At 71.0% G+C, this 21,055-nt stretch carries 22 protein-coding genes; 15 read left to right on the plus strand and 7 right to left on the minus strand.

Going from position 1 to position 21,055, the window contains the following annotated elements:
* Nucleotides 1–51: 51 nt before the first annotated feature.
* Together DFR69_RS17785 and DFR69_RS17790 are read right to left on the minus strand one after the other, a co-directional pair.
* Nucleotides 52–1,413: a lipase family protein gene (locus DFR69_RS17785; RefSeq protein WP_167456307.1), complete on the minus strand. Its 1,362-nt coding sequence runs from the start codon at nucleotides 1,411–1,413 to the stop codon at nucleotides 52–54.
* Between the two features lie 241 nt (nucleotides 1,414–1,654).
* Nucleotides 1,655–2,881, minus strand: a complete 1,227-nt coding sequence (locus DFR69_RS17790) for a lipase family protein (RefSeq protein WP_110038713.1) — start codon at nucleotides 2,879–2,881, stop codon at nucleotides 1,655–1,657.
* A 218-nt stretch (nucleotides 2,882–3,099) separates the two neighbouring features.
* Here DFR69_RS17790 and DFR69_RS17795 point away from each other — a divergent pair, with 218 nt between their 5' ends.
* From DFR69_RS17795 to DFR69_RS17810, 4 genes are all read left to right on the plus strand, one after another.
* Nucleotides 3,100–3,351, plus strand: coding sequence for a hypothetical protein (locus tag DFR69_RS17795; protein ID WP_110038714.1), 252 nt, complete (start codon nucleotides 3,100–3,102; stop codon nucleotides 3,349–3,351).
* A gap of 85 nt (nucleotides 3,352–3,436) precedes the next feature.
* Entirely contained in the window at nucleotides 3,437–3,928 is a 492-nt protein-coding gene (locus DFR69_RS17800) for a DUF2599 domain-containing protein (protein WP_110038715.1), read from the plus strand.
* 31 nt (nucleotides 3,929–3,959) lie between these two features.
* The gene (locus DFR69_RS17805) at nucleotides 3,960–4,616 is read left to right on the plus strand and encodes an NAD(P)H-binding protein (RefSeq protein ID WP_110038716.1); all 657 of its coding nucleotides are present in this window, start codon (nucleotides 3,960–3,962) and stop codon (nucleotides 4,614–4,616) included.
* A 348-nt stretch (nucleotides 4,617–4,964) separates the two neighbouring features.
* Nucleotides 4,965–5,222, plus strand: coding sequence for a hypothetical protein (locus DFR69_RS17810; protein ID WP_110038717.1), 258 nt, complete (start codon nucleotides 4,965–4,967; stop codon nucleotides 5,220–5,222).
* Between the two features lie 62 nt (nucleotides 5,223–5,284).
* Here the strand turns inward: DFR69_RS17810 and DFR69_RS17815 are convergent, their stop codons facing one another.
* Nucleotides 5,285–6,169 carry a helix-turn-helix domain-containing protein gene (locus DFR69_RS17815; protein WP_110038718.1) on the minus strand — a complete coding sequence of 295 codons (885 nt, stop codon included), beginning with the start codon at nucleotides 6,167–6,169 and terminating at the stop codon, nucleotides 5,285–5,287.
* 18 nt (nucleotides 6,170–6,187) lie between these two features.
* Nucleotides 6,188–6,412 carry a DUF397 domain-containing protein gene (locus DFR69_RS17820; protein ID WP_110038719.1) on the minus strand — a complete coding sequence of 75 codons (225 nt, stop codon included), beginning with the start codon at nucleotides 6,410–6,412 and terminating at the stop codon, nucleotides 6,188–6,190.
* Between the two features lie 363 nt (nucleotides 6,413–6,775).
* Here DFR69_RS17820 and DFR69_RS17825 point away from each other — a divergent pair, with 363 nt between their 5' ends.
* The 6 genes from DFR69_RS17825 to DFR69_RS17850 all read left to right on the plus strand — a co-directional run bounded on the left by DFR69_RS17825 (nucleotide 6,776) and on the right by DFR69_RS17850 (nucleotide 12,837).
* A complete protein-coding gene (locus DFR69_RS17825) occupies nucleotides 6,776–7,009 on the plus strand; it encodes a hypothetical protein (protein ID WP_110038720.1) in 234 nt (77 codons plus the stop codon).
* 86 nt (nucleotides 7,010–7,095) lie between these two features.
* Nucleotides 7,096–7,530: a CBS domain-containing protein gene (locus tag DFR69_RS17830; protein ID WP_110038721.1), complete on the plus strand. Its 435-nt coding sequence runs from the start codon at nucleotides 7,096–7,098 to the stop codon at nucleotides 7,528–7,530.
* Nucleotides 7,531–7,571: 41 nt separating this feature from the next.
* A complete protein-coding gene (locus DFR69_RS17835) occupies nucleotides 7,572–8,843 on the plus strand; it encodes an aminotransferase class V-fold PLP-dependent enzyme (RefSeq protein WP_110038722.1) in 1,272 nt (423 codons plus the stop codon).
* 33 nt (nucleotides 8,844–8,876) lie between these two features.
* On the plus strand, nucleotides 8,877–10,127 hold the full coding sequence (locus tag DFR69_RS17840; protein WP_110038723.1) for a heavy-metal-associated domain-containing protein: 1,251 nt from the start codon (nucleotides 8,877–8,879) through the stop codon (nucleotides 10,125–10,127).
* Entirely contained in the window at nucleotides 10,124–11,530 is a 1,407-nt protein-coding gene (locus tag DFR69_RS17845) for an alanine racemase (RefSeq protein WP_110038724.1), read from the plus strand. The genes DFR69_RS17840 and DFR69_RS17845 overlap by 4 nt, the downstream gene beginning before the upstream one ends.
* On the plus strand, nucleotides 11,527–12,837 hold the full coding sequence (locus DFR69_RS17850) for a pyridoxal-phosphate dependent enzyme (protein WP_110038725.1): 1,311 nt from the start codon (nucleotides 11,527–11,529) through the stop codon (nucleotides 12,835–12,837). The genes DFR69_RS17845 and DFR69_RS17850 overlap by 4 nt, the downstream gene beginning before the upstream one ends.
* Before the next feature lies 1 nt (nucleotide 12,838).
* Here DFR69_RS17850 and DFR69_RS17855 read toward each other — a convergent pair whose 3' ends face one another.
* Nucleotides 12,839–14,377, minus strand: a complete 1,539-nt coding sequence (locus tag DFR69_RS17855; RefSeq protein WP_110038969.1) for a condensation domain-containing protein — start codon at nucleotides 14,375–14,377, stop codon at nucleotides 12,839–12,841.
* A gap of 198 nt (nucleotides 14,378–14,575) precedes the next feature.
* Between DFR69_RS17855 and DFR69_RS17860 the strand changes: the two genes are divergently transcribed.
* From DFR69_RS17860 to ligD, 3 genes are all read left to right on the plus strand, one after another.
* Nucleotides 14,576–14,962 carry a cold-shock protein gene (locus DFR69_RS17860; protein ID WP_232998739.1) on the plus strand — a complete coding sequence of 129 codons (387 nt, stop codon included), beginning with the start codon at nucleotides 14,576–14,578 and terminating at the stop codon, nucleotides 14,960–14,962.
* 120 nt (nucleotides 14,963–15,082) lie between these two features.
* A complete protein-coding gene (locus tag DFR69_RS17865; RefSeq protein ID WP_186817482.1) occupies nucleotides 15,083–16,162 on the plus strand; it encodes an ATP-dependent DNA ligase in 1,080 nt (359 codons plus the stop codon).
* Nucleotides 16,159–17,160, plus strand: a complete 1,002-nt coding sequence (ligD, locus tag DFR69_RS17870) for a non-homologous end-joining DNA ligase (protein ID WP_110038727.1) — start codon at nucleotides 16,159–16,161, stop codon at nucleotides 17,158–17,160. Before DFR69_RS17865 ends, ligD begins: the two co-directional genes overlap by 4 nt.
* A 1-nt stretch (nucleotide 17,161) precedes the next feature.
* Here the strand turns inward: ligD and DFR69_RS17875 are convergent, their stop codons facing one another.
* A complete protein-coding gene (locus DFR69_RS17875; protein WP_244198329.1) occupies nucleotides 17,162–17,749 on the minus strand; it encodes a TetR/AcrR family transcriptional regulator in 588 nt (195 codons plus the stop codon).
* A gap of 119 nt (nucleotides 17,750–17,868) precedes the next feature.
* On the opposite strand from DFR69_RS17875, the gene DFR69_RS17880 reads away from it, so the two are divergent.
* The gene (locus DFR69_RS17880) at nucleotides 17,869–19,512 is read left to right on the plus strand and encodes an AMP-binding protein (protein ID WP_110038728.1); all 1,644 of its coding nucleotides are present in this window, start codon (nucleotides 17,869–17,871) and stop codon (nucleotides 19,510–19,512) included.
* Nucleotides 19,513–19,552: 40 nt separating this feature from the next.
* Entirely contained in the window at nucleotides 19,553–20,104 is a 552-nt protein-coding gene (locus DFR69_RS17885) for a hypothetical protein (protein WP_110038729.1), read from the plus strand.
* Nucleotides 20,105–20,148: 44 nt separating this feature from the next.
* Here DFR69_RS17885 and DFR69_RS17890 read toward each other — a convergent pair whose 3' ends face one another.
* The gene (locus tag DFR69_RS17890; RefSeq protein ID WP_110038730.1) at nucleotides 20,149–20,853 is read right to left on the minus strand and encodes a hypothetical protein; all 705 of its coding nucleotides are present in this window, start codon (nucleotides 20,851–20,853) and stop codon (nucleotides 20,149–20,151) included.
* Between the last annotated feature and the right edge of the window lie 202 nt (nucleotides 20,854–21,055).

Raw genomic sequence — 21,055 nt, forward strand, 5'->3', positions numbered from 1 at the left:
ACCACCGGCCGTGGAAAACCGCCATGACGCGGCACAGGAATTTTTCCCCGCTCAACATTCGCTGCGCGCGGGAACCCCCTGTAACCGTTCGTCGAGCCACAGCATCGCCTCCGGATACCCGGTCACCGCGCCGATGACGTGCTCACCGAACACGCTGCGGTACACCGCGTTCGCACCGAGCGAGCACTGTTCGTCGTACAGCTTCCTGGCTCCCTCGGCGGGGATCCAGAACTCCTGTTCGCCGTTGTAGACATAGAGCGGAGTACTGGACCGCAGGCCCGACATCCGGGTGATCTCATAGATTTTCGTGGCCAGCTCCGAACGCAACGGATCGGGAATGTTCGCGGCCACATCGATCGGCAGGTGCAGTACGCCCGGAATGGCGAACACACTCACGCACTGGTCCTTCATCACCGACGTCGCGACCCACCGCGCGAGATTGTTCATCGCGGCCAGGATTTCGGGGCGCTCACGCCCGATCGCGAACGTCGCCGCCATGAAGATCCCGGAGGCGAGATTGGCGTTCATGCTGCGCGAGAGGATCTCGAAATCGGCGGGCACCCCGCCCAGCGCCGCGCCGACGATCGCGTCGGCCAGTTCCGGTGCGTAGCTGTCGATCAGCTTCGCGGCGCCGTGGGTGGCGATGGCGCCGCCGGAATAGCCGGTCATCGCGAATCTGCTGTCGCCGAACGTCGACGGATCGAGCCCGCGGGTGGCACGGATCGCGTCGAGCACCGCGTGCCCGGCGACATAGGGCTCGGCGTAGGCCATGAGCGGGCCCTCGTGGTCGGGGACCAGCACCGCGTAGCCGCGCAGCGCCGCGAGCTGGGTGGTCGGCGGGAAGAACTCCGTCATGCTCGAATGCAGCGTGAGCCCGTGCGCCAGGGTGTATCCCGGCGTGCAATCGCGGCCGAGCGCGTCGATGGGCAGGTTGTTGACCAGCACCGGCCGATCGCCGGGGCCGGTCCAGTCGGCGGCGGGCACGAGCAGGGTCGCCGTCGCGAACGACGGCCTGCCCTGGGAGTCGTCGGTGCGGAACTTGAGCAGCGTGGCCGAGCGCAACGGCACGACGGTGAGCGGCGCGGCGGTGGCGGCGATGTCACGGTATTCGATGATCTCGCCCGGCGCGAAGTCGGCCAGATTCGCCGGCCACCGATCGAACATCGGGTCACCGACCTCCGCGGGCAGCACGGCGGCGCGCAGGGCGGCGAGCTCGGCGTCGGGATCGGCGGTGCCGCCCGAGGGCTGGATGGGCGAGGGCAGCACCTGGTCGATCCACTGCTGCAGATCGGGCAGGAATCCCGGGTGCGGCACCGGAATGCCCGGCGCCGGCGGCGGATCGGCCGCGGCGGTCCCCGCGGCGAGGGAACAGAGCAGCGCTATCGAGCAGACCAACACACGCACAGATCGCATGGCACACACGCCTTCGGGTGGCAACGTCGGATTCGTCGTGACGTGCGGCGATGCGGTGCTTCGAATCCCGCCGAACCTCCCCCAGTGCGCCTGACGTCAGAACATGACGGTACGCCGCGCACCCCGCGTCGACCCGCCGTCGTGCCCGACTCGTGACGCAGTGCGCCTGGATCGCAACAACTCTCGGTGATCGATCCGGATCCGCGTCGGGGCAGGCGGATCCGGATCGATCACCCCGGGCTCAGCAGGTGCTGGGCGCCGGTTCCCCCTGCAGTCGCGCGTCGAGCCACCGCAGCGCGGAAGGCAGCCCGAGCACGGCCGCGGTCAGGTGGTCGGGTGTCGGCGTCGATTCGGTGACCACGGGAGTGCCCGCCGCACACCAGCGCCGGGTCGTCGCGGTGATCGCGTCGACCGGGATGAGGGCGTCGATCGGCGAATGCCACTCGAACACCGGCATCGTCGGCGCGCCGGGATAGAGCTCGAGACTGTTCTCCTCCACCACCGCGCGGGCCTGCGGGTCCTCGACCAGCGAGGTCGTCGCGGCGAAGTCGAGGATGCCGCGGCCGGCGCCGGCGCCGAGGATGTCGTTGGTGCAGGCGTCGGCGATCGCGGCGCGGGCGGCCAGGCCGCTGGCGTTCATCTGCTCGCTGATCGGAAAGCGCTGCGGATACTCGCGTTCCAGCCCGATCCCGGCGGCCAGCGCGAGACCGAAGACCGGGTGCCTGCCGAACCCGAGGCCCTCCAGCATCGACACCAGGTTCATCGGCACCCCACCCATGGCGGCGCCGGCGATCTCCACGTCGGGCGCGTAGGTGGGCTGCAATGCCGCTGCCCACGCCGTCGCCATGCCGCCGCCGGAGTAGCCTGCCATCGCGACCCTGCTCCCCGCGACCCGCAGCTGCTCGACCTTGCGCACGGCCTTGATGCCGTCGAGGGTCACTTGACCGCCCAATTTGGCCGCGCCGTAGGCGAACGTCGGTCCGAGGTGGTCGGGCAACGCCATGGTCCAGCCGCGGCGCAGCGCGAAGTTCCACGCGACCGCCTCGCGCACCATCAGATTCGGGTCCTGGGTGTAGAGCACCTTCGACACCGAGCACTGGACGCCGAGGCCGTTGATGATGTGCTGATACGACAGCACGGGCGCGTCGGGGCGGTGGTTCACCGGTTGCAGCACCGTGGTGGTCGCGGCGATCGGGTCGCCGGTCGAGTCCGTCGACCGGAACTTCACCAGGGTGACGGTGGTGTCGGGGAACATCGCCAGCGGCGGCATCGGCCGCACGTCCAGCACGTCGCCGGGCGCGCTCGCGGACAGGTCGGCGGGCTGGGCGTAGAAGGGGTCGGGATCGGCGCGCGGGTAGAGCGGCGCGCCGTGGGCGCCGGCGGGGACGCCCGCCAGCACCAGCGCGGCCGCCACGGCCAGCAGTGTCCGGCGCGGCCGAGCGTGTCGTGCCGCCGTAACCGAGATCATCCGGCTCGTCCTCCCGTGTCGCTGCCGTCGCCACCGATACTGGCCGGTAGCGTGGCCCGCCGGAACCGCAACAGAAAGACATCGGCGGAGCTCACAACGTCTGACCGGCGGCCTTGTGACCGGACGCAAGCTGCGCCAGGAACATGTTCTTCTCGATGTCGCGGGCCCTACCGTCTGGTAGCAAGGCGCTCTCAGCGCCGGGGCGAAAGGAGCACGCCATGATTCCCATCGACGAGAACATCGCCGCCACCCCCCATCGCATCGACCGGACCGAGATACCGACCCGCCGGATCACGGTCTACTTCGACGGCCCGACTCCCCAGGACGCCCTGACGCTGGAATACGCCGCGACCCCCGCGGAAGCCTGGGAGTTCACCTCCGCGGCGGTGCACGCCGGGTTGATGGTGACCGTCGACGGCCGGGTGGGACCCGGGATGCGCAGGCTCCCCTGCCGCTCGCTCTGGCACTGACCGCACCGGCCCCGCCCGGCCCGCCGCACTAGGCTGGTCGGGCGGTCGTGTCCCGGCCGTACGCGCGACGACGGGAGGAGCTCCGGTGCCACGGTGGAACCACCCGGCGATCGTGGCCGTCGCGCTGACGACCGCGCTCGCCGGCTGCGGATCACCCGCCGACGACGACCCGCCCGCCGCCGCACCCACGGCGACCACCAGCGTCCGGCCGACGAGCAAGCCGCCCGTCACGATCCCGCCGCCCACCACGACGGTCGATCCCTACGCCGGCCTGCCCCTGATCGATCACGTGCGCTGGACCGAGAACATCGACGGCGCGCGGCTGCTCGTCGTCCCGACCATCGCGGGCCGACGCACCGCCGCCCCCGGCGCGGACGAGCTCGCGTGGCAGGAGGTGCTCGCCCTCGACCCCGCCGCCGACGCGCCGGGCATGCGGGACCAGTTCATCTGTCACTGGGTGTGGGCGAGGATGGTGGCACCCGACAAACCGAGCTGGAACCTGGAGCCGTGGCGACCCGCGGTCGGCTATTCGGCGACGGTGTCGGCCAACTGCAATCCCGGTGGCCCGGAACGCTGAGGCCACCGATCCGCCCGAAAGGAGCACCCACATGCGCGTCGTCGTCGCCGGTGGACACGGCAAGATCGCTCTCGCGCTGGCCCGATTGCTGACCCGGCGGGGTGACCAGGTACACGCCCTGATCCGCGATCCCGGCCAGGCCGCCGACATCACCGCGACCGGCGGTGTCCCGGTCATCTACGACATGGAGCGCGACACGACCGCCGATCTCGCCGCGGAGGTGGCCGGCGCCGATGCGGTGGTGTTCGCCGCGGGCGCGGGGCCGGGCAGCGGCGCCGCGCGCAAGTACACCGTCGACCTCAACGGCTCGGTCCAGCTGGCCGATGCCGCCGAGCAGACCGGCGTTGGGCGGTTCGTGCAGATCTCCACCATGGGCGCGGGCCGCCCACCCGCCGAGGGCACCGACGAGGTCTGGGCGGCCTACCTCGACGCCAAGACCCGCGCCGAGGACGATCTGCGTTCGCGCGCGCTGGCCTGGACCATTCTCCGCCCGGGCATGCTCACCGACGAGGAAGGCAACGGTCTGGTCACGCTCGGCTCGCCGCCGATTCCGCGCGGCCCGATCCCGCGTGCCGACGTCGCCGCGACCATCGCGTCGATCTTGGTCGCGGACAACACTTTTCGGCACACCCTGGAACTGGTCTCCGGTTCCGACCCGATTTCGGCCGCCGTGTCGGCAATTCGATAGCTTAAAATTAACTATCACAACGGAATTCGGCCGGAGAGTCGCGGGGCGCCGGACCGCCCCCACACCCCGTGACCACCGGGTCCGCGGCGATCCGCCGGTCACGGCCGTTTCCGCGCGGCACGCCGGGCGAACCCGGTGACACAGGCGCGGATTCGCCGCTCAGAAGCCGGGAAACGCCCCGCATCGAGACGGAATCGATCTTGCAGATGTGCTTGCAAGTGAAAGTGTCCTAGTCCTAAACTCAGGGCCGCAACACAATTGAGGGGAAAGTCAGGGGAGGCCGCGAGCGGCACACCCGGGGCTATGTTTGCCTCTGGTTTGCCACTGTCTACACACAGGGGCGTTCACATGAACAACACCAACGGCCGTTCCGGCCTCGCTGATCGCGCAGCGACCACCGTCCACCCCGTCACCGGGCGGTGCTCCAGAGAAACCGCGGTCGCGTATGTCATCGATGCCGTGGAGTCCACCGGCGCGGCGACACGTAATGATTTCGATATCGACCGGATCGTGACCACCGCGCACGAATTGGCCGACGATTGGGATCTGCAGACACTGACTCCCGATACATTCTGGCGTATCGCCGCGGGCTGTATCCGCTACTGAACAAAGAAAAAGGATGGCGGACCGAGCGTCCGCCATCCTTTTCCGGGCTTTTCCGCGCCGGCTCAGTCGCGATCGGCGTATTCCAGCAGAATCTCGCGCGAACGGTCCGGGCGCGCGGCCTGCACGCTGAGCTGATCCATCACCGACAGATACAGCGCCAGGTCCTGCCTGCGCTCGAGATACAGCGCGCTGGTGAGCTGTTCGAGGTAGACGATGTCGGGCAGTTCCGGCTCGGCGAAGCGCAGAATGCTGAACGAACTGCCCGCCGCGGTGGGCGCGCCCGCCGAATACGGCAGCACCTGCACCGTGACATGCGGCAGCTCCGACAACTCGGCGAGATAGCGCAGCTGCGCGCGATGGACCTCGCGGCCACCGATCGGCCGGTGCAGCACCGCCTCGTCGATGACGGCCCACACGACCGGCGGATCTACCCGGCGCAACACGTCCTGGCGCCGTTGGCGGACCTGGACGCGGCGTTCGGTGTCGGCGTCGTCGAAACCGAGGGTCACGATCGCCCTGGTGTACTCCGGCGTCTGCAGGAGCCCGGGCACCAACTGCGCCTCGTAGGTACGGATCTGGCTCGCGGCCTGCTCGAGCCCGAGGTAGGTGCTGAACCAGGAGGGCAGCAGATCGCTGTAGCGGTGCCACCATCCCGGCTCGCTCGCCTGCCTGGCGAGCTCGAAGAACGACTCACGCTCCACGGTGTCGTGGACCCCGTAGAGCGTGAGCAGATCGCGGATGTCGCGTTCCTTGAATCCGGTGCGTCCCAGTTCGAGCCGGCTGATCTTGGCATGCGAGCCACGAATCGCGTCGCCCGCGGCCTCGCGGGTGATCCCCTTGCTCTCGCGCAGTTTGCGCAACTGACCACCGAGGGCGATACGCAGCACGGTGGGGCCACGATCGACAACGGGTTGCACGCGACCGATCTCGTCGGGTTCAGCCGTCATGGACGGTGATATTACCGATCACCGGGTCAGGTAGTCGAACTCTCCGGCCTTCGCGCCGCGGATGAAGGCGTCGATCTCGGGCCGGGTGTAGAAGAGCACCGAGCCGTGGGGGTCGCGCGAGTTGCGCACGGCCACCGATCCGTCCGACGCTTCGGCCACCTCGACGCAGTTGCCGCTGGGGTTGCTGAACGTACTCTTGCGCCAGGCGCCGTCTGCCGGGCGTTCGCGCTGATCATGGTGCATTCCGGACACGCCACACTCCTCGATCTCGAATGATGACCATCGGTACGAAACTTGCAGATGTACGCGCAGATGTTCTTGCATCTGCACTGTTCGCCCGGGAGATTAACACGGTTCACATAGCCGCGCACCGGTCGGTACTTACCCGAGGCCACGATCTTGGAGCGCCCCCGGTAGGTGACGTCCAGTCCCCTGAATTCCTCAGTGCCACAACCCCTTCTACAGCGCGACACGCCCACTTCGAGCGTGCAGATGTTCTTGCATCTGCAAACGACAGACCCGTAGACTCGGCCAGCAAGATCACGGAAGGTACGTCGGCGAGCACCCGCCGCCCCGCCTTCCCCTGCAGGATGCGAGGGGCCTCGAATGAGCACGCCGTTTCGAACACCCCACCGGGTCCAGGCCGGTACCGCCGGCCTCGAGGTCCCGCGGTACCTCGGCGCGGCCGCGGCCCCCTCCGGATCCTGTAGCGAGGAACCGCACGCGCTCACCTATCGGCAGGCCCGCGACCTGCTCACCCAGCACGACGTCCACGGCCCGCAGTGCCGCCAGTGGCTGGCCGCGGCCGCCTATCTGTCGGCGGGGCTGGACGACGAATAGCCGGTTGTGACGTCTCCGTGCTGGTCAGCGGGTCGCCGCCGGGGCATCCTGGACAGGGATACCGGCGCGACACAGGTGAGCGGCACATGCGGATAGCGGAGATCCTGCGCAACAAGGGCACCACGGTGACGACCGTGCCACCGGACACCACCGTGCGCGCCCTGCTGGCCGTGCTCGCCGAGCGCAACATCGGCGCGGTCCTCGTGTCCCCCGACGGCGCGCGCATCAGCGGCATCGTCTCCGAACGCGACGTGGTCCGGCACCTGCACCGGCGCGGCGCCGACCTGCTCGACCGGCCGGTCACCGAGATCATGACCGAACGTGTCCGCACCTGCGCGCCCGACGATCACGTCTCCTCGCTGCACGGCCTGATGACCGAGCACCGGATCCGGCACATGCCGGTCGTCGACGGCGACCGGCTGGTGGGCATCGTCAGCATCGGCGACGTGGTGAAGAGCGAGATCACCGAACTCGCCACCGAGCGCGGTCATCTCGTCGACTATCTGCAGGGCAGGTACTGACCGCGAGCCGAAAAGCGTTGGCCGCGCGTATCGTTGATCGGGTGCACCCCGTCCGGCCCGCGCTCGAAGCCGTCCCGGCGACCTCGCACGCGCCCACCCCGGTCCCCCGCTCGATCCGCGACCGCTTCCCGGCGCTGGCCGACCCCGCCGTGGTGTATCTGGACAGCGCGGCCACGACCCAGAAGCCCGACACCGTGATCGCGGCCGTGACCGCCTACCACGCCAGGCAGACCGCCAACGCGGGTCGCGGCACCTACGGGTGGGCCACCTCGCTGGCCGCGCGGATCGAGGCGATCCGGGGCAGAGCCGCCGCTTTCGTCGGCGCGCGGCATCCGGACGAGATCGTGTTCACCGCCGGTGCCACCGCGGCGCTGGGCGCGATCGCGCACAGCTGGGGCCTGGCCACTCTCGACGACGGCGACGAGATCCTCTACAACCCCGCCGATCACGCGGCGAATGTGCTGCCGTGGCACCACCTGCGCGACACGATGGCCCGATTCGGACGCCGGATCGTGCTGCGGCCCTACCGCAGCACGATGGCGGGCGAGGCCGACATCGACGACATCCTCGCCCAGGTGAGCCCGCGCACCCGGCTGATCACCACCAGCCATCTGCATCACGTCTACGGCGGGCTGAGCACGCTCGAGGAACTGCGCGGCCGGATCGATCCGGAGATCCTGCTGTGTTTCGACTGCGCGCAGAGCGGCGGTCACCTGCCGGTCGACGTGCTCGACCTCGGCGCCGATTTCGCGGTGTTCGCCGGACACAAGATGTTCGCCGCCCCGGGCGTCGGGCTGCTGTACTGCCATCGGCGCGTCCACGACCGGCTGCGGCCGTTCCTGCCCGGCGGACACTCGGGGGTCCGCCTCGGCACGGACGGACTGGTCGGTTCGGGAATGCCCGGCCTGCTCGAGGGCGGTACCCACAACATTCCCGGAATCCTCTCGCTGGCACCGGCTTTCGATCTGCTCGACGAACTCGATCCGACGGCGGTGGCCGCGCACAACCGAGTGCTGACCCAGCGCCTGATCGAGGGCCTGCGCCCGGTGCCCGGGCTCGAGTTCCTGCCGGGGCCCGCGCACGCGGGCTGCGCGGTGGGGTACGGGATCGTCTCGTTCACCCTCGACGGCATCGGCGCCGCCGATCTCGGGTTCGTCCTGGCCGACGCCGGTTTCCTGGTCCGCACCGGCGCGCACTGCGTGCCGTCGGCCGAGCCCGGCGCCGGGTCGGTGCGGGTGAGCACCCACCTCTACAACACTCTCGACGAGATCGATCGGTTCGCCGCCTGCGTGGCCCGCGTCGCCGGGTCCTGAACACTCCCCTGTCCGCCGACCCGAGGAGCAACGATGGGCATCGATCCCACCCCGCACTACGACCGCCGCGCCGCGTCGCGGATACTGGCCGAGGTCGCCGCGCCGGGGATCTTCGCGGCCGCCGAGCCCGCCGCGCCGGTGCGGATCACGGTCCGCGCCACGCTATTACGGCCCGAACCGGACAGTGCGCTCACCCAGTCCCAGCGGATGTACCTCGAGCGGTTCATGCGGCCGTGCCGCCCGGAGCAGGTCACCAGCGCGACCCACCGGCTCACCTGGACCGACAGCGCGGGCGTGCCCAACACCGGATACTTCCGCACCGACGGCGCCGGTCCCGAGCTGGCGGTCGTCGCGCGCGAGACCGTGCTGGCGCTGTGGCGCGCGCTCGCGGCCTCGGGGTTGCCCACGCGGTCGGCGGCCCTGCCCGCGCGGGATCTCGCGGTGCTCGCGGCCACCACCACCGATCACGAGCCGCACGAGATCTTCCGGGTCGGTGTGGAGGCCACGGGGCGGGCGCTGGTGCAGCACGGGCTCGTCGCCGCCGACACGCCGTATCGGGGGATCGTCGAATTCGCCGAGGGCCTGCGCGATTCCGGTATCTTCGCCGCGGTGGCCGCGCGCTGGTTCTGGGAGCTGCAGGCCTCGACGTTCCGGCGCGGGATGATCCCGGTGCGGCTTGTCACGCAGCACGACGGCAGTGTGCGCTACTCCCCCGAGTCGATCGCCGTGCTGCGAGCGATGAAGGACGCCACCCTCGCCGATGCCAGGGCCGTGATGCGCAGGGCCACCACCGAGGAGGGCCTCGACACCGAGTCCGCCGTGGCGAAGTACCACGACGAGCTGGACCTGATCTCGCGCCAGTACGCGCTGCTGCCGACCGGAACCAGGCCTGCCTGTCTGGCGGCCGCACCGCACGCGATCGACGGAAGCTCGGTGCCTGTGCTGGCGACCGTGGTCGACCGGTTCGTCGAGACCTTCGCGGCACTGGCTCCGGCTGTCACCGTGGTGCAGGAGCACGGTGACCCTGCGCTCAGCGACGCGCACGGCGACGACGGCGTGTTCTACGTGCCCGACATGAGCTGCCGGCACTGCGTGCGCACGATCACCGCGGTGCTGACCTCGATGGAGATCCCGGTGGTCGCCATCGATCTGGAGTCCAAGCGCGTGGAGGCCCGGATCCGCAGCCCCCGCCACCGCTTCCGGGTCTTCGAGGCCCTGCGCGACGGCGGGTACAACCCGGTCGACGAGGCCGCCGCGCAGGCGCCGGGCGCGGCGGTGGGATGACCCCGCCCGCCGTCCCCGCCGCGGTGCATCCCTCGGTCGCGGCGTTCCTGGCCGATCGTGACGCCGTGCGCGCCGCGCTGCGCCGGTTCGGCTCTCCGGTGCACCTGGTGTTCCCGGAGGTGTTCGGCGGCAACCTGGCCGCGCTGCGCGCCGTGCTGGACGCGGCCGCGCCGGCCGCGCGGATCTGCTACGCGCACAAGGTGAATCGGTCCGCCGCCTTCGCGGCCACCGCCGCCGCGGCGGGGATCGCCGTCGATGTCGCCTCGGCGCCCGAACTGCGCGCGGCGCTGGCCGCGGGATTTCCCGCCGAGCGCATCGAGGCGACCGGTCCCAAGGGCACGGCGATGCTGCGGGCGGCGCTCGAGGCCGGCGTGACGGTCAACGTCGACAACCTGTGGGAACTCCGGACACTCGCCGACTCGGCGGTGCCGGTGCCGGTGCTGCTGCGGGTCTCCGGGTTCCCCGGCAGCGCCGTGAGCAGGTTCGGCATCGATCTCGCCGACATGGGCGCGGCGTGGGAGATCCTGACCCGGCATCGAGACCGCCTGCGGCTGTTGGGTTTCGCCTTCCACCTCGACACGGCGGCCACCGCCGAGCGGGTGCGCGCGGTCGCGGAATGTCTGCGTCTGGTCGAGCGCGCCTACGAGCACGGGCTGACGCCGAGCGTGCTCGACATCGGCGGTGGCCTGCGCCAGCTCTTCACCGCCGACGCGGCCGCCTACGACCGGTACGACGCCGCGCTGCGGGCCGGTCTGCTCGACACGAGCGCCCGATTGCACTGGGGCGGCAACACTTTCGGCTACCACGTCGCCGACGGCGCGGTGCACGGCGCCCCGGTGTTCCACAAGTACGCCAACACCGAGTCCGCGCCGGCCATGCTCGCCGAGCTGCTGGCCGCGCCGCTGCCGGGACACGGCGGACGCGCCCTGGGCCGGGTGCTCGCCGACAATCTGCTCGACCTGTGGCTGGAACCGGGCAAGGCGCTGGTCGATCAGGCCGGGATCACGCTGGCCACGGTCGAATTCGTCAAGCGCGCGGGCAACGGCGCCACGCTCGTCCACCTGGATCTGAGCCGCGACACCGTCACCGCCGCCGACCAGGAGGTGCTCATCGATCCGATCGTGCTCACCGACGCCCCGCCCGACCCCATCGGCGTGTACTTCGCCGGGCACCTGTGCCTGGAACGGGATCTGATCACGCAGCGTCAGGTCCGCGTCGAGGCACTGCCGGGTCCGGGTGACACGGTGGTGTTCGCCAATACCGCCGCCTACCACACGGATCTGTCCGCGGCCCGCGCGAGCATGCACCCCGAACCCGCCAAGGTCGCGGTGATCCGGCGCGAAGGCGGTTTCGTGCTGTGTCCCGACGCGGAGTACCGGCCCGAGACGGCGGTGCCGCGATGATCTACGACCACATCACCGAACTCATCGGTGACACGCCGCTGTTGCGCCTCGATCCCGCCGCGCACGGGCTGGCCGGGGTCGAGCTGTACGCGAAGCTGGAGTCGCACAATCCGTTCGGCTCGGTCAAGGACCGCGTCGCGTGGGCGATGATCCGCGACGACGTCGAGCGGGTCGCCGCGGGCGGGCAATCCTTCATCGAGGCCTCCAGCGGCAACACGGCCAAGGCGCTGCGGGTGCTCGGCGCGCTGCACGGCATCCCGTTGCGGGCGGTCACCAACCGGATCAGGGTGGCCGAGGTCCGGCAGCTGCTGCAGCTGCTCGACACCGAGATCGTCGAGCTGCCCGGGCTCTCGGAATGCCCCGATCCCCAGGCCGCCGACGACGTCTCGGCGGTGATCGCGCAGACCACCGGGCAGGCGCCCGGCCGCTGGTTCCACCCCTCGCAGTACACCAACGAGCGCAATCTCGACGCCCACCGCGACGGCACCGGCGCCGAAATCGCCGCCGACCTCGCCGCGGCGGGCATCACGCACCTGGACTACCTCGTCGGCGGCCTCGGCACCACCGGCTCCACCCGCGGCACCGCCGCCACGCTGCTGCGCCACCATCCGGGTCTCCGGACGATCGGCGTGGTCTCCGACCGTGCCGACTTCATCCCCGGCATCCGCTCCGAGCGCGAGATGTGGGAGGTCGGCCTGTTCGAGCCCGACTTCTACGACGAGATCGTCACCGTCGATTCCGCGGGCGCCATCGAGGGCACCCTCGCACTCATCCGCGGCTACGGCGTGCTGGCCGGGCCGACCAGTGGCGCCGGGTACGCCGCCCTGCTGCGCACGCTGGCCGCGGCGCCCCGCCCGGCGGACCGGCCGCTGGTGGCGGTGCTCATCGTCTGCGACCGGCTGGAACCGTACCTGTCCTACATCGCCAAGCGCCGACCCGATCTGTTCGGCCAGGCCGCGGCGCCCGAGCCACCCGACGCCTCGACCGCGCCGACCCTGACCCCCGCCGAGCTGGCCGAGCTCGACCGGACCGGCCGACCCACCGTCGTCGACACCCGTGGCGCGATGGCCTATCGCGTCGGGCACGTGCCCGGCGCGCTCAACATCCGCGACGACCACCTCGACGAGATGCTCGGTCAGGGCATGCCGTTCCCGCGTTCGCGTCCCGTGGTGTTCGTGTGCCCGGTCGGCGAGGCCTCGCTCCGGTTCGCCGCGCTGGCCCACCGCGCGGGCTACGACGCCTACAGCCTCGCCGGCGGCATCGTCGCCTGGCGCGACGCCGGCTGTCCGCTCGAGCGCGGCGGCTGACTCACACCAGTACCCGGGCGGCCCGGCGCGCGTCCGCCACCGGGCCGCGACCGCCCGTCGCTGCCAGCAGGGCGGGAAGCGGTCCGCGGTAGCCCTCGGCCAGCAGCCGCACGATCGCGGTGAACCGGTCGACGAAGCGGCGCGCGGTGTCGTCGTCGAAGCGGGCGATCGGGTACCGGAAGGATCCGTCGATCCCGGTGGGCGCGCCCGCCGGGTCGTAGCGGTCGGTGAGCCCGAATTCGAGATCGTGCTTGGCGCGGACCACGCCGGTCGGCACCTCGGTGATCGACAGGCCCGGCGCCGCAGCGGGTTCCGGGTGTGGGGCCCGCGCGCGCTGCAGGATCAGCGTGGCCTGGAACAGCGGCAGCGCCGGATCCTGCAGCAGGCAGCGCTTGAGCCGCGGAGCGGGCGTGTCGGGGTGGGCGTAGGCGGCCAGGGCGACGCGGCGCACCTGATCGACGAGGTCGTCCACATCGGCGGCACGGTCCAGGCGCACCCGCAGCAGCACGTCGTCGGAGAAGTTGCCGACCAGATCGTCGAGCAGGCGGTGATCGCGGCCGGGCACCGCGGTGGCCACGGTGACGTCGGCGTTGCGCGCGAACGCGCCCACCGCGAGCGCGAAGGCCGCCTGCAGCACCATGAACAGGCTCGCCCGCCGATCCTGGGCCAGCCGCAGCAGCCCCGCGTGCACGCGCGCGTCGAAGGCGACCGGAATCAGCGCGCCAGCGGCCGGATCCGGCGGCGGCGACAGGTGTTGCCGCGTGGGCAGATCCAGCACGGCGGGACGGCCGGCCAGCGCGTTGGCCCAGTACCGCAGCTGGTGGGTGGCCCGGCTCCACTCGTCGGTGAACTCGCCGAGCTGGGCGTGCTTCCACAGCGTGTAGTCGGTGTAGGTGATGGGCAGCGGCGTCCAGCGCGGCGTCGTCCCGGCCCGGCAGGCCAGGTAGGCGGTCACCAGATCGCGGATCAGCGGGCCCATCGAGCGGCCGTCGACGGAGATGTGGTGCACGACCAGGGTCAGCACCACCTCGCCGGGGCCGAGGACGAACAGCCCCGCCCGCAGCGGCAGGTCACGGGCGAGGTCGAACGGACGCGCGGCCAGCTCGGCGACGGCCGCACCGAGATCGCTTCCGGTGCACTCCTTCTCGATCACGTCCAGCTCCACGGCGGCCGGCTCGGCCACCTGCTGGACCGGACCGTGCTCGGTGGCCGGGTAGCGGGTGCGCAGCGGTTCGTGGCGCGCCACCAGATGGGCCAGTGCCGCGCGCAGGGCCGTCACGTCGACCGCCGCGCCGCGCAGCCGCATCGCGACGGCCACGTTCCAGTCCGCGGAGCGGCCGAGCCGGGCCGCGTGCCACATGCGTTCCTGCGCCGGCGCCAGCGGCACCCGCGCCGGACGCGGTCGCGGCGCAAGCACCGCCATCGGCGGTGCGGGCGGCCGGAAGCACGCGGGCACCGTGCCCGCACGCGAATACGCCGTCAGCACGCCGCGCGCGGCGTCGTCTCCCCCCGACCTCATCCCCGACCCGGGGTCGAACACGCGTCGCAGCCTCCTCACCAGTTCGAACGGATTCGGCACGCTAACGAGCGGATGTGAACAATCAGTGACCGGATCGTGACCGTGCCAGGTCGGTCGGGCCGCGTCGCGCCGGCCCGTCGCGGTGGTCTGGCGCTTTCCCGGAAAAACGCCCAAATGCCGCGTTAGAGTGGCCCGGGAAGCGGAGCGAGGAGCTGGTCGGTGTCCATCGGGAAATTGGTGTCGTTCGACGGGTCACGGGGTTTCGGGTTCATCCGGCCCGACGACGGCGGGCCCGATGTGTTCGTTCATGTCAACGACATCGGCCTCGACGAGGACGAACTGCGCCAGGGGCGGCTGTTCGAATTCGACGTCACCGAGGGCGATCGCGGCCCCAAGGCCGTCAACCTGACCGCCGTGGGCGCGCCGGCGCCCGCGCCGAAGGCCCGCAAGGACCGCGCCAACGGACGGCTCGGGCAGGAGGAGCTGCGGCAGCAGATCACCGAGCTGTTGCTCGAAGCCTCCCCCGCGCTCACGGCGGCCGAGATCATCACCATCCGCGAGCGCTTCACCCTCTTCGCCGACGAACACGGCTGGCTCGACGGCTGAGCGACGCGGCGTCGAGGTCCGCGCCGCTGTCGGTGGGTCGCCCTACGATCGATCCGGCACCGATGAATCGGCCGCGTCCGCGACGTCGACACGGGTGAGCCCACCCGCGAGGAGGATCGAATGGATCTACCGGTGATGCCGCCCGTGCGTCCGATGCTGGCCAAGTCGACACCGTCGCTGCCCCGGGAGGCCGGGCTCAGCTACGAGCCCAAATGGGACGGCTTCCGCTGCATCGTGTTCCGCGACGGCGACGAGATCGAACTGGGCTCGCGCAACGACCGCCCGCTCACCCGGTACTTCCCCGAACTGGTCGAGCTGCTGCGCGCGGCGCTGCCCGAGCGCTGCGTCGTCGACGGCGAGATCGTCGTCGTCACCGACGACGGCCTGGATTTCGACACCTTGCAGCAGCGGCTGCATCCGGCGGCTTCGCGGGTGAACAAGCTGGCCGCGGAGACGCCGGCCAGTTTCGTCGCCTTCGATCTGCTCGCCGTCGACGATCGCGACCTGACCACCGAGCCGTTCACCGCGCGCCGCGCCGAGCTGGAGAAGCTGCTCGACGCGGCGCCGGGCCGCATCCACCTCACCCCGATCACCCACGATCCCGACGTCGCCCAGGACTGGTTCACCCGGTTCGAGGGCGCAGGCTTCGACGGGGTGATGGCCAAGGCCGACGACCTGCCCTACCTGCAGGACAAACGGGTGATGCTCAAGATCAAGCACGAGCGCACCGCCGACTGCGTGGTCGCCGGCTACCGGATGCACAAGGACGGCGAGGGCGTCGGGTCGCTGCTGCTCGGCCTGTTCGACGAGGCGGGCGACCTCCACCACGTGGGTGTCGCGTCCAGCTTCACCGCCGCCCGGCGCCGCGAACTGCTGGGCGAGCTCGCGCCGCTGCGGGAGAACGCCCTGGCCGACCATCCCTGGCGCGACTGGGCCGACGCCGTCGCACAGGCCACCGCGGGAGGCAAGATGCCGGGCGGGGTGAGCCGATGGACCGGCGGCAAGGACCTGTCGTGGGAGCCGTTACGGCCGGAACTGGTCGCGGAGGTGCGCTACGAGCACGTGCAGTCCGGGCGGTTCCGGCACGGCGGCAGGCTGGTCCGGTTCCGGGCGGATCGCACCCCCGACTCGTGCACCTACGCCCAGCTCGACGAGGTGGCCCCCGCCGAGCTCGGCGCGATCTTCGGCGGCGACCGATGAGCGCGGCGACCGAGGTCGAGGTCGACGGGCGCACGCTGTCGATCAGCAATCCCGACAAGGTCTACTTCAGCAAGCGCGGCGAGACCAAGCTCGATCTGGTGCGCTACTACCAGGCCGTCGCCGAGCCGCTGCTCGGCGTGATCGGGGGCAGGCCGTTGCTGCTCGAGCGGTATCCGGACGGCGCCTCGGGCAAGTCGTGGTTCCAGAAGCGGGTGCCCAAGTCGGCGCCGGACTGGTTGCGCACAGTCGAGGTGTCCACGCCCAACGGCACCACCAGCGACGCGCTCGTCGCCCACGACCTCGCCCACATCCTGTGGGCGGTGAACCAGGGCTGCCTCGGTTTCCACGTCTGGCCGAATCACGTCCCCGATCTGAAGATCGCCGACGAGCTGCGGATCGACCTGGACCCCTCGCCCGGCATCGGCTTCGACGATCTGCGCCGCGCCGCCGTGCGCACCAGGGAACTGCTCGCCGAACTCGGCATCGATTGCCGCATCAAGACCTCCGGGTCGCGCGGGCTGCACATCTACGCCGCGCTGGAGCCGCGCTGGGACGGCTACGAAGTGCGGGCCGCCGCCGTGGCGCTGGCCCTCGAACTCGAGCGCAGGCACCCCGAGGAGATCACCGCCCAGTGGTGGAAGGAGGAACGCGGCTCGCGCGTGTTCATCGACTTCAACCAGAACGCGCCGCACAAGACCGTGTTCGGCGCCTGGTCGGTGCGGCCCAAGGTCGGCGGCCAGGTCTCGACGCCGATCACCTGGGACGATCTGGACACCGTGGTCCCCGACGAGCTCACGCTGTCCACCGTCCCGGCCCGGCTGGCCGAGCGGGGCGATCCGTGGGCCGACCGTACGCCGCAGTCGATCGAGCCGCTGCTGGCGATGTCGGAACGCGACATGGCGGCCGGGATGATGGACGCGCCGTGGCCACCGCAGTACCCCAAGATGCCCAACGAGCCGCCGCGGGTGCAGCCGAGCCGGGCCAAGAAGGGCGACTGAGTCAGCGCACCGCGAGACCGTCGACGAGGGTGGTGACCAGGCCGTCGACCCAGGTCTCGTCGAGCGCGGAGCGGCCGCGCAGGACGAGCGCGACCAGCGTCGTGCCGAACACCATCTCGATGAACAGGCCGAGGTCGACGTCGGGCCGCGCCTCGCCGCGGGCGGCGGCCTCGGCCAGCCGGGCGGCGAGGCTGTCCCAGCCCGAGGTGAGCAGGCGGGCGCTGAGTTCCTCCTCGAGCGCGTGATCGGCCATCAGCTCGCTCATCAGGGCCGGCGTGGCCCGCCTGCCCGCCGGTGACCCGACGATCTCGAGGCAGCGTTGCACCACGGCCCGCACCTCGGTCCTGAGGTCGGCGGCTCCGGTGGGCGCGGCGACGGCATCGGACGGATAGACCGCCTCGTGCACCAAGTGGGCCTTGGAGGCCCAGCGCCGCCGGATCGCGGGCACCGAGGTCCCCGCGCGCTCGGCGATCGCGCGGAAGGTCAGGTCGGCATAGCCCACCTCGGCGACGAGATCGCGGGCCGCGGCCAGCACCGCCTCGTCGATGCGGGCGTCCCGCGGCCGCCCGGCGGGCGGTGTCCCACTCACGGTCCTCGGCCTCCCTGCTCTCGATGTGCGTGCCATTATCGCGAAAACGGAGACGGCACACAGCGCGCGTATTTATGTTCCGTAGCACAACGTAATGTAAATGCTGCCCTGGAGCGCCCGTGACATCACCCTTCGCGTCCAGCTCGGTCGCCGAGCTCCTGCTCGCCCGCGCCGAGGACGACCACCCCGCCCTGTTGTTCGGCGACGACGTCCTCACCTGGCGGGCCTTCGTCGCCGCGGCCGCCCACCGCGCCACCGTGCTCACCGAGCTCCGCCGCCCCGGTCCGTGGCACGTCGGCGTGCTGATGGACAACGATCCGGAGTATCTGCTGGTGATCGCGGCGGCCGCGCTCTGCGGGGCGACCGTGGTGGGCGTCAACCCGACCCGGCGCGGCGCGGAACTGGCTGCCGACATCCGCGGCACCGACTGCCGCACACTGCTCGTCGGCGCGTCGCATCGGGCCCTGCTCGACGGTCTCGACCTGCCGGACGTCGAGGTGATCGACGCCGAGGGCGAGCGCTACCGGACCCTCGTCGACGACAGCGCCGCCTACACCGCACCACCGCCGGCCGGACTCGGCCACACCCTGCTGCTGCTGTTCACCTCGGGCTCGACCGGGGCGCCCAAAGCGGTGATCTGCTCGTCGTTCCGGCTCGCCGCCATCGGGCAGCTCAATGTGCACGGCCTGACCCGCGAGGACGTCGCCTACAACGCCATGCCACTGTTCCACGGCAACGCCCTGATGGCAGCCTGGGCCCCGATCCTCGCCGTCGGCGGCACGTACGCGATGCGACCGCGCTTCTCCGCCTCCGGATTCCGGCCCGATGTGCGGCGCTTCGGCGCCACCTTCTTCAACTACGTCGGCCGGGCGCTGTCCTATGTCCTCGCGCAGCCGGAGCATCCGGACGAGGCCGACAACCGGCTGCGGTTCGGTTTCGGCACCGAGGCCTCCACCCGCGACCGCGAGGAGTTCCAGCGCCGCTTCGGCTGCCGGATCGTGGAGTCCTACGGGTCCTCGGAGGGGGTGTGCACGATCCTGCGCACCGAGTCCACGCCGCCCGGGGCGCTCGGCACGCCGGATCCGGCCATGGGCCTCGAGATCGTCGGCGCGGAGGGACAGCCCTGTCCCGCTGCCGAATTCGGCGACGACGGGCGCCTGCGCAATGCCGCCGCCGCGATCGGTGAGATCGTGGTGCGCGGCGCGGCGGCCCGCTTCGAGGGCTACTACAACAATCCCGGCGCGATGGCCGACAAGGTCCGCGACGGCGACTACTGGACCGGCGACCTCGCCTACCGCGACGCCGAGGGCACCTTCTGGTTCGCGGGCCGCAGCTCGGACTGGATCCGCGTCGACAGCGAGAACTTCACCACCGCCCCGATCGAACGCATCCTGGCCCGCCACCCCGCGGTGGCGACCGCCGTCGTGTACGGCGTGCCCGACCCGCGCACCGGTGACGAGGTGATGGCCGCGCTGCTGCCGCTCCCCGGCCACACGCTCGATCCGGCCGAGCTGCGCGAATTCCTGGCCGCCCAGCCCGATCTCGGCACCAAGTGGCGACCGCGCCTGGTGCGCGTCGTCGCGGATCTGCCGCTGACCGGCACCGGCAAGCTCGACAAACAGACTCTGCGCCGGCAGGCCTGGCTCACCGACGATCCCCTGCTGCTCGCCACCGAGACCGGCTACCGGCCCTTCACCGCCGCGGACCGCGCGGACCGCGAAGCCGCCTTCGCGGCCCACGGCCGGCGCGCCCTGCTGCCCTGACTCCGCTCGACCGTTCACTCCCTTCAGAAAGGCACGACCCATGCTCGAACTCGATCGCAGCCACCTCGTCGACTGCATCACCGCCCGGCTCGCGACGACCGAATCCCCGCGCCAGCGCACCATGCTCGAACGCATGCGGGTGCACGCGGCCGCCGAGCGCGACGGCGATCTCGACACCCTCGTCGGCACGCTCGGCGCGGCGACGAACTATCACTTCTGGCAGCTCACCGGCGACGTCGGCCCGAAGACCCGCGAGGGGGTCACGGAGTACTACCGCAACCTCGTGGAGAACGACGGGCACGTGCTCGAGTTCTTCTGCGAGCGGATGGTCGTCGACGATCACTGCATCGTCATCGAGGGCAGGCTGACCATGATCCAGCCGGGCGCCCTGATGGTGCAGCATCCGATGGCGGGTGAGTTCGCCCAGGCCGACAAGAACTATCTGCTGCGGATGCGCAATGTGATCTTCTGGTCCTTCGACGAAGACCTGATGATCATCGGCGAGGACTCCTACACCGGCGGCCCGATGGAGATGCGCGTGATCGAGGACGACGAACTGCCCGCCGACTTCGCCGCCCTGCGCCAGGGCTGAACGGCTCCCGTGCGGCGAGACCCGACGGTCTCGCCGCGCGCGGCCTATTCCGTCCAGGGCACCCAGGTGGCCGAGCCCGCCTTGCCCTCGCAGACCAGGGCGTGATTGTCGGAGGTGCGCCCCGACTTGTCGACCGACGGATCGCAGCTCGCCCCCGCGGTGTAATACGACCCGGACACCTTGAACGGCCCCGACCACGTGTAATCGCCGTCCTTGCGCAGGCAGAGCAATGTCGCACCGTCTGCCGCGACGCCGAGCAGGCCCGCCCGGTCGGCCGAGCAGGCGGCGCCCTTCTCCACCACGGTGCCCGCCGGGCTCACCACCGGAACCGTCCCGGTGACCGTCGCCGTCGGCGTGCCCTGCGACGGCACAGTGGTCGACACCGCCGTCACGGTGGCCGGCTGCTGGGCCATCGCGGGTACGTCGAGGTCCAGCCCACCGAACAGCACCAGGCCCGCGGTGGCCACCGCCGCGACCTCGGCGATGCCGAGCAGTAACGCGAACGTCGCGATTCCCCGCCCCCGGGGATGACCGAACGAGAGCAGCCCGAAGACGATGGCGATCGGGAACAGCAACACCAGTGCCGCGGCCAGGGCGACCATCGCGTACGGATTCACCCGCGGCTGCTCCCCACGGCCCCCGCCCGACCCGCGGTCCACGGTGGTCGCGTGCGGCCAGCGCTGCCCGTTCCAGCGCCGTTCGTCGAGCTCCTCCTCGGGGTCGTCGTCCCATTCCTCGTACCGTGCCATCAACCCCGGGTCCCTCTCCGATCCCCCCGGCGCGAAACGAACACCATGCGGCACCGGGTTACGCGAAGAGGATAGGGACTCCCGCCCCGTCCTTCAGCGCAAACGCGAAATGCGCCCAGACCTCACAGACGGCCGATCCGGGGGTCCGGACGCCGGTAACGAACCCGCAAACACCTTTGCCTGCCGACCCGGTGCGGGTCCA

Source organism: Nocardia neocaledoniensis, assembly GCF_003182135.1.
Classification (GTDB): Bacteria; Actinomycetota; Actinomycetes; order Mycobacteriales; family Mycobacteriaceae; genus Nocardia; species Nocardia neocaledoniensis.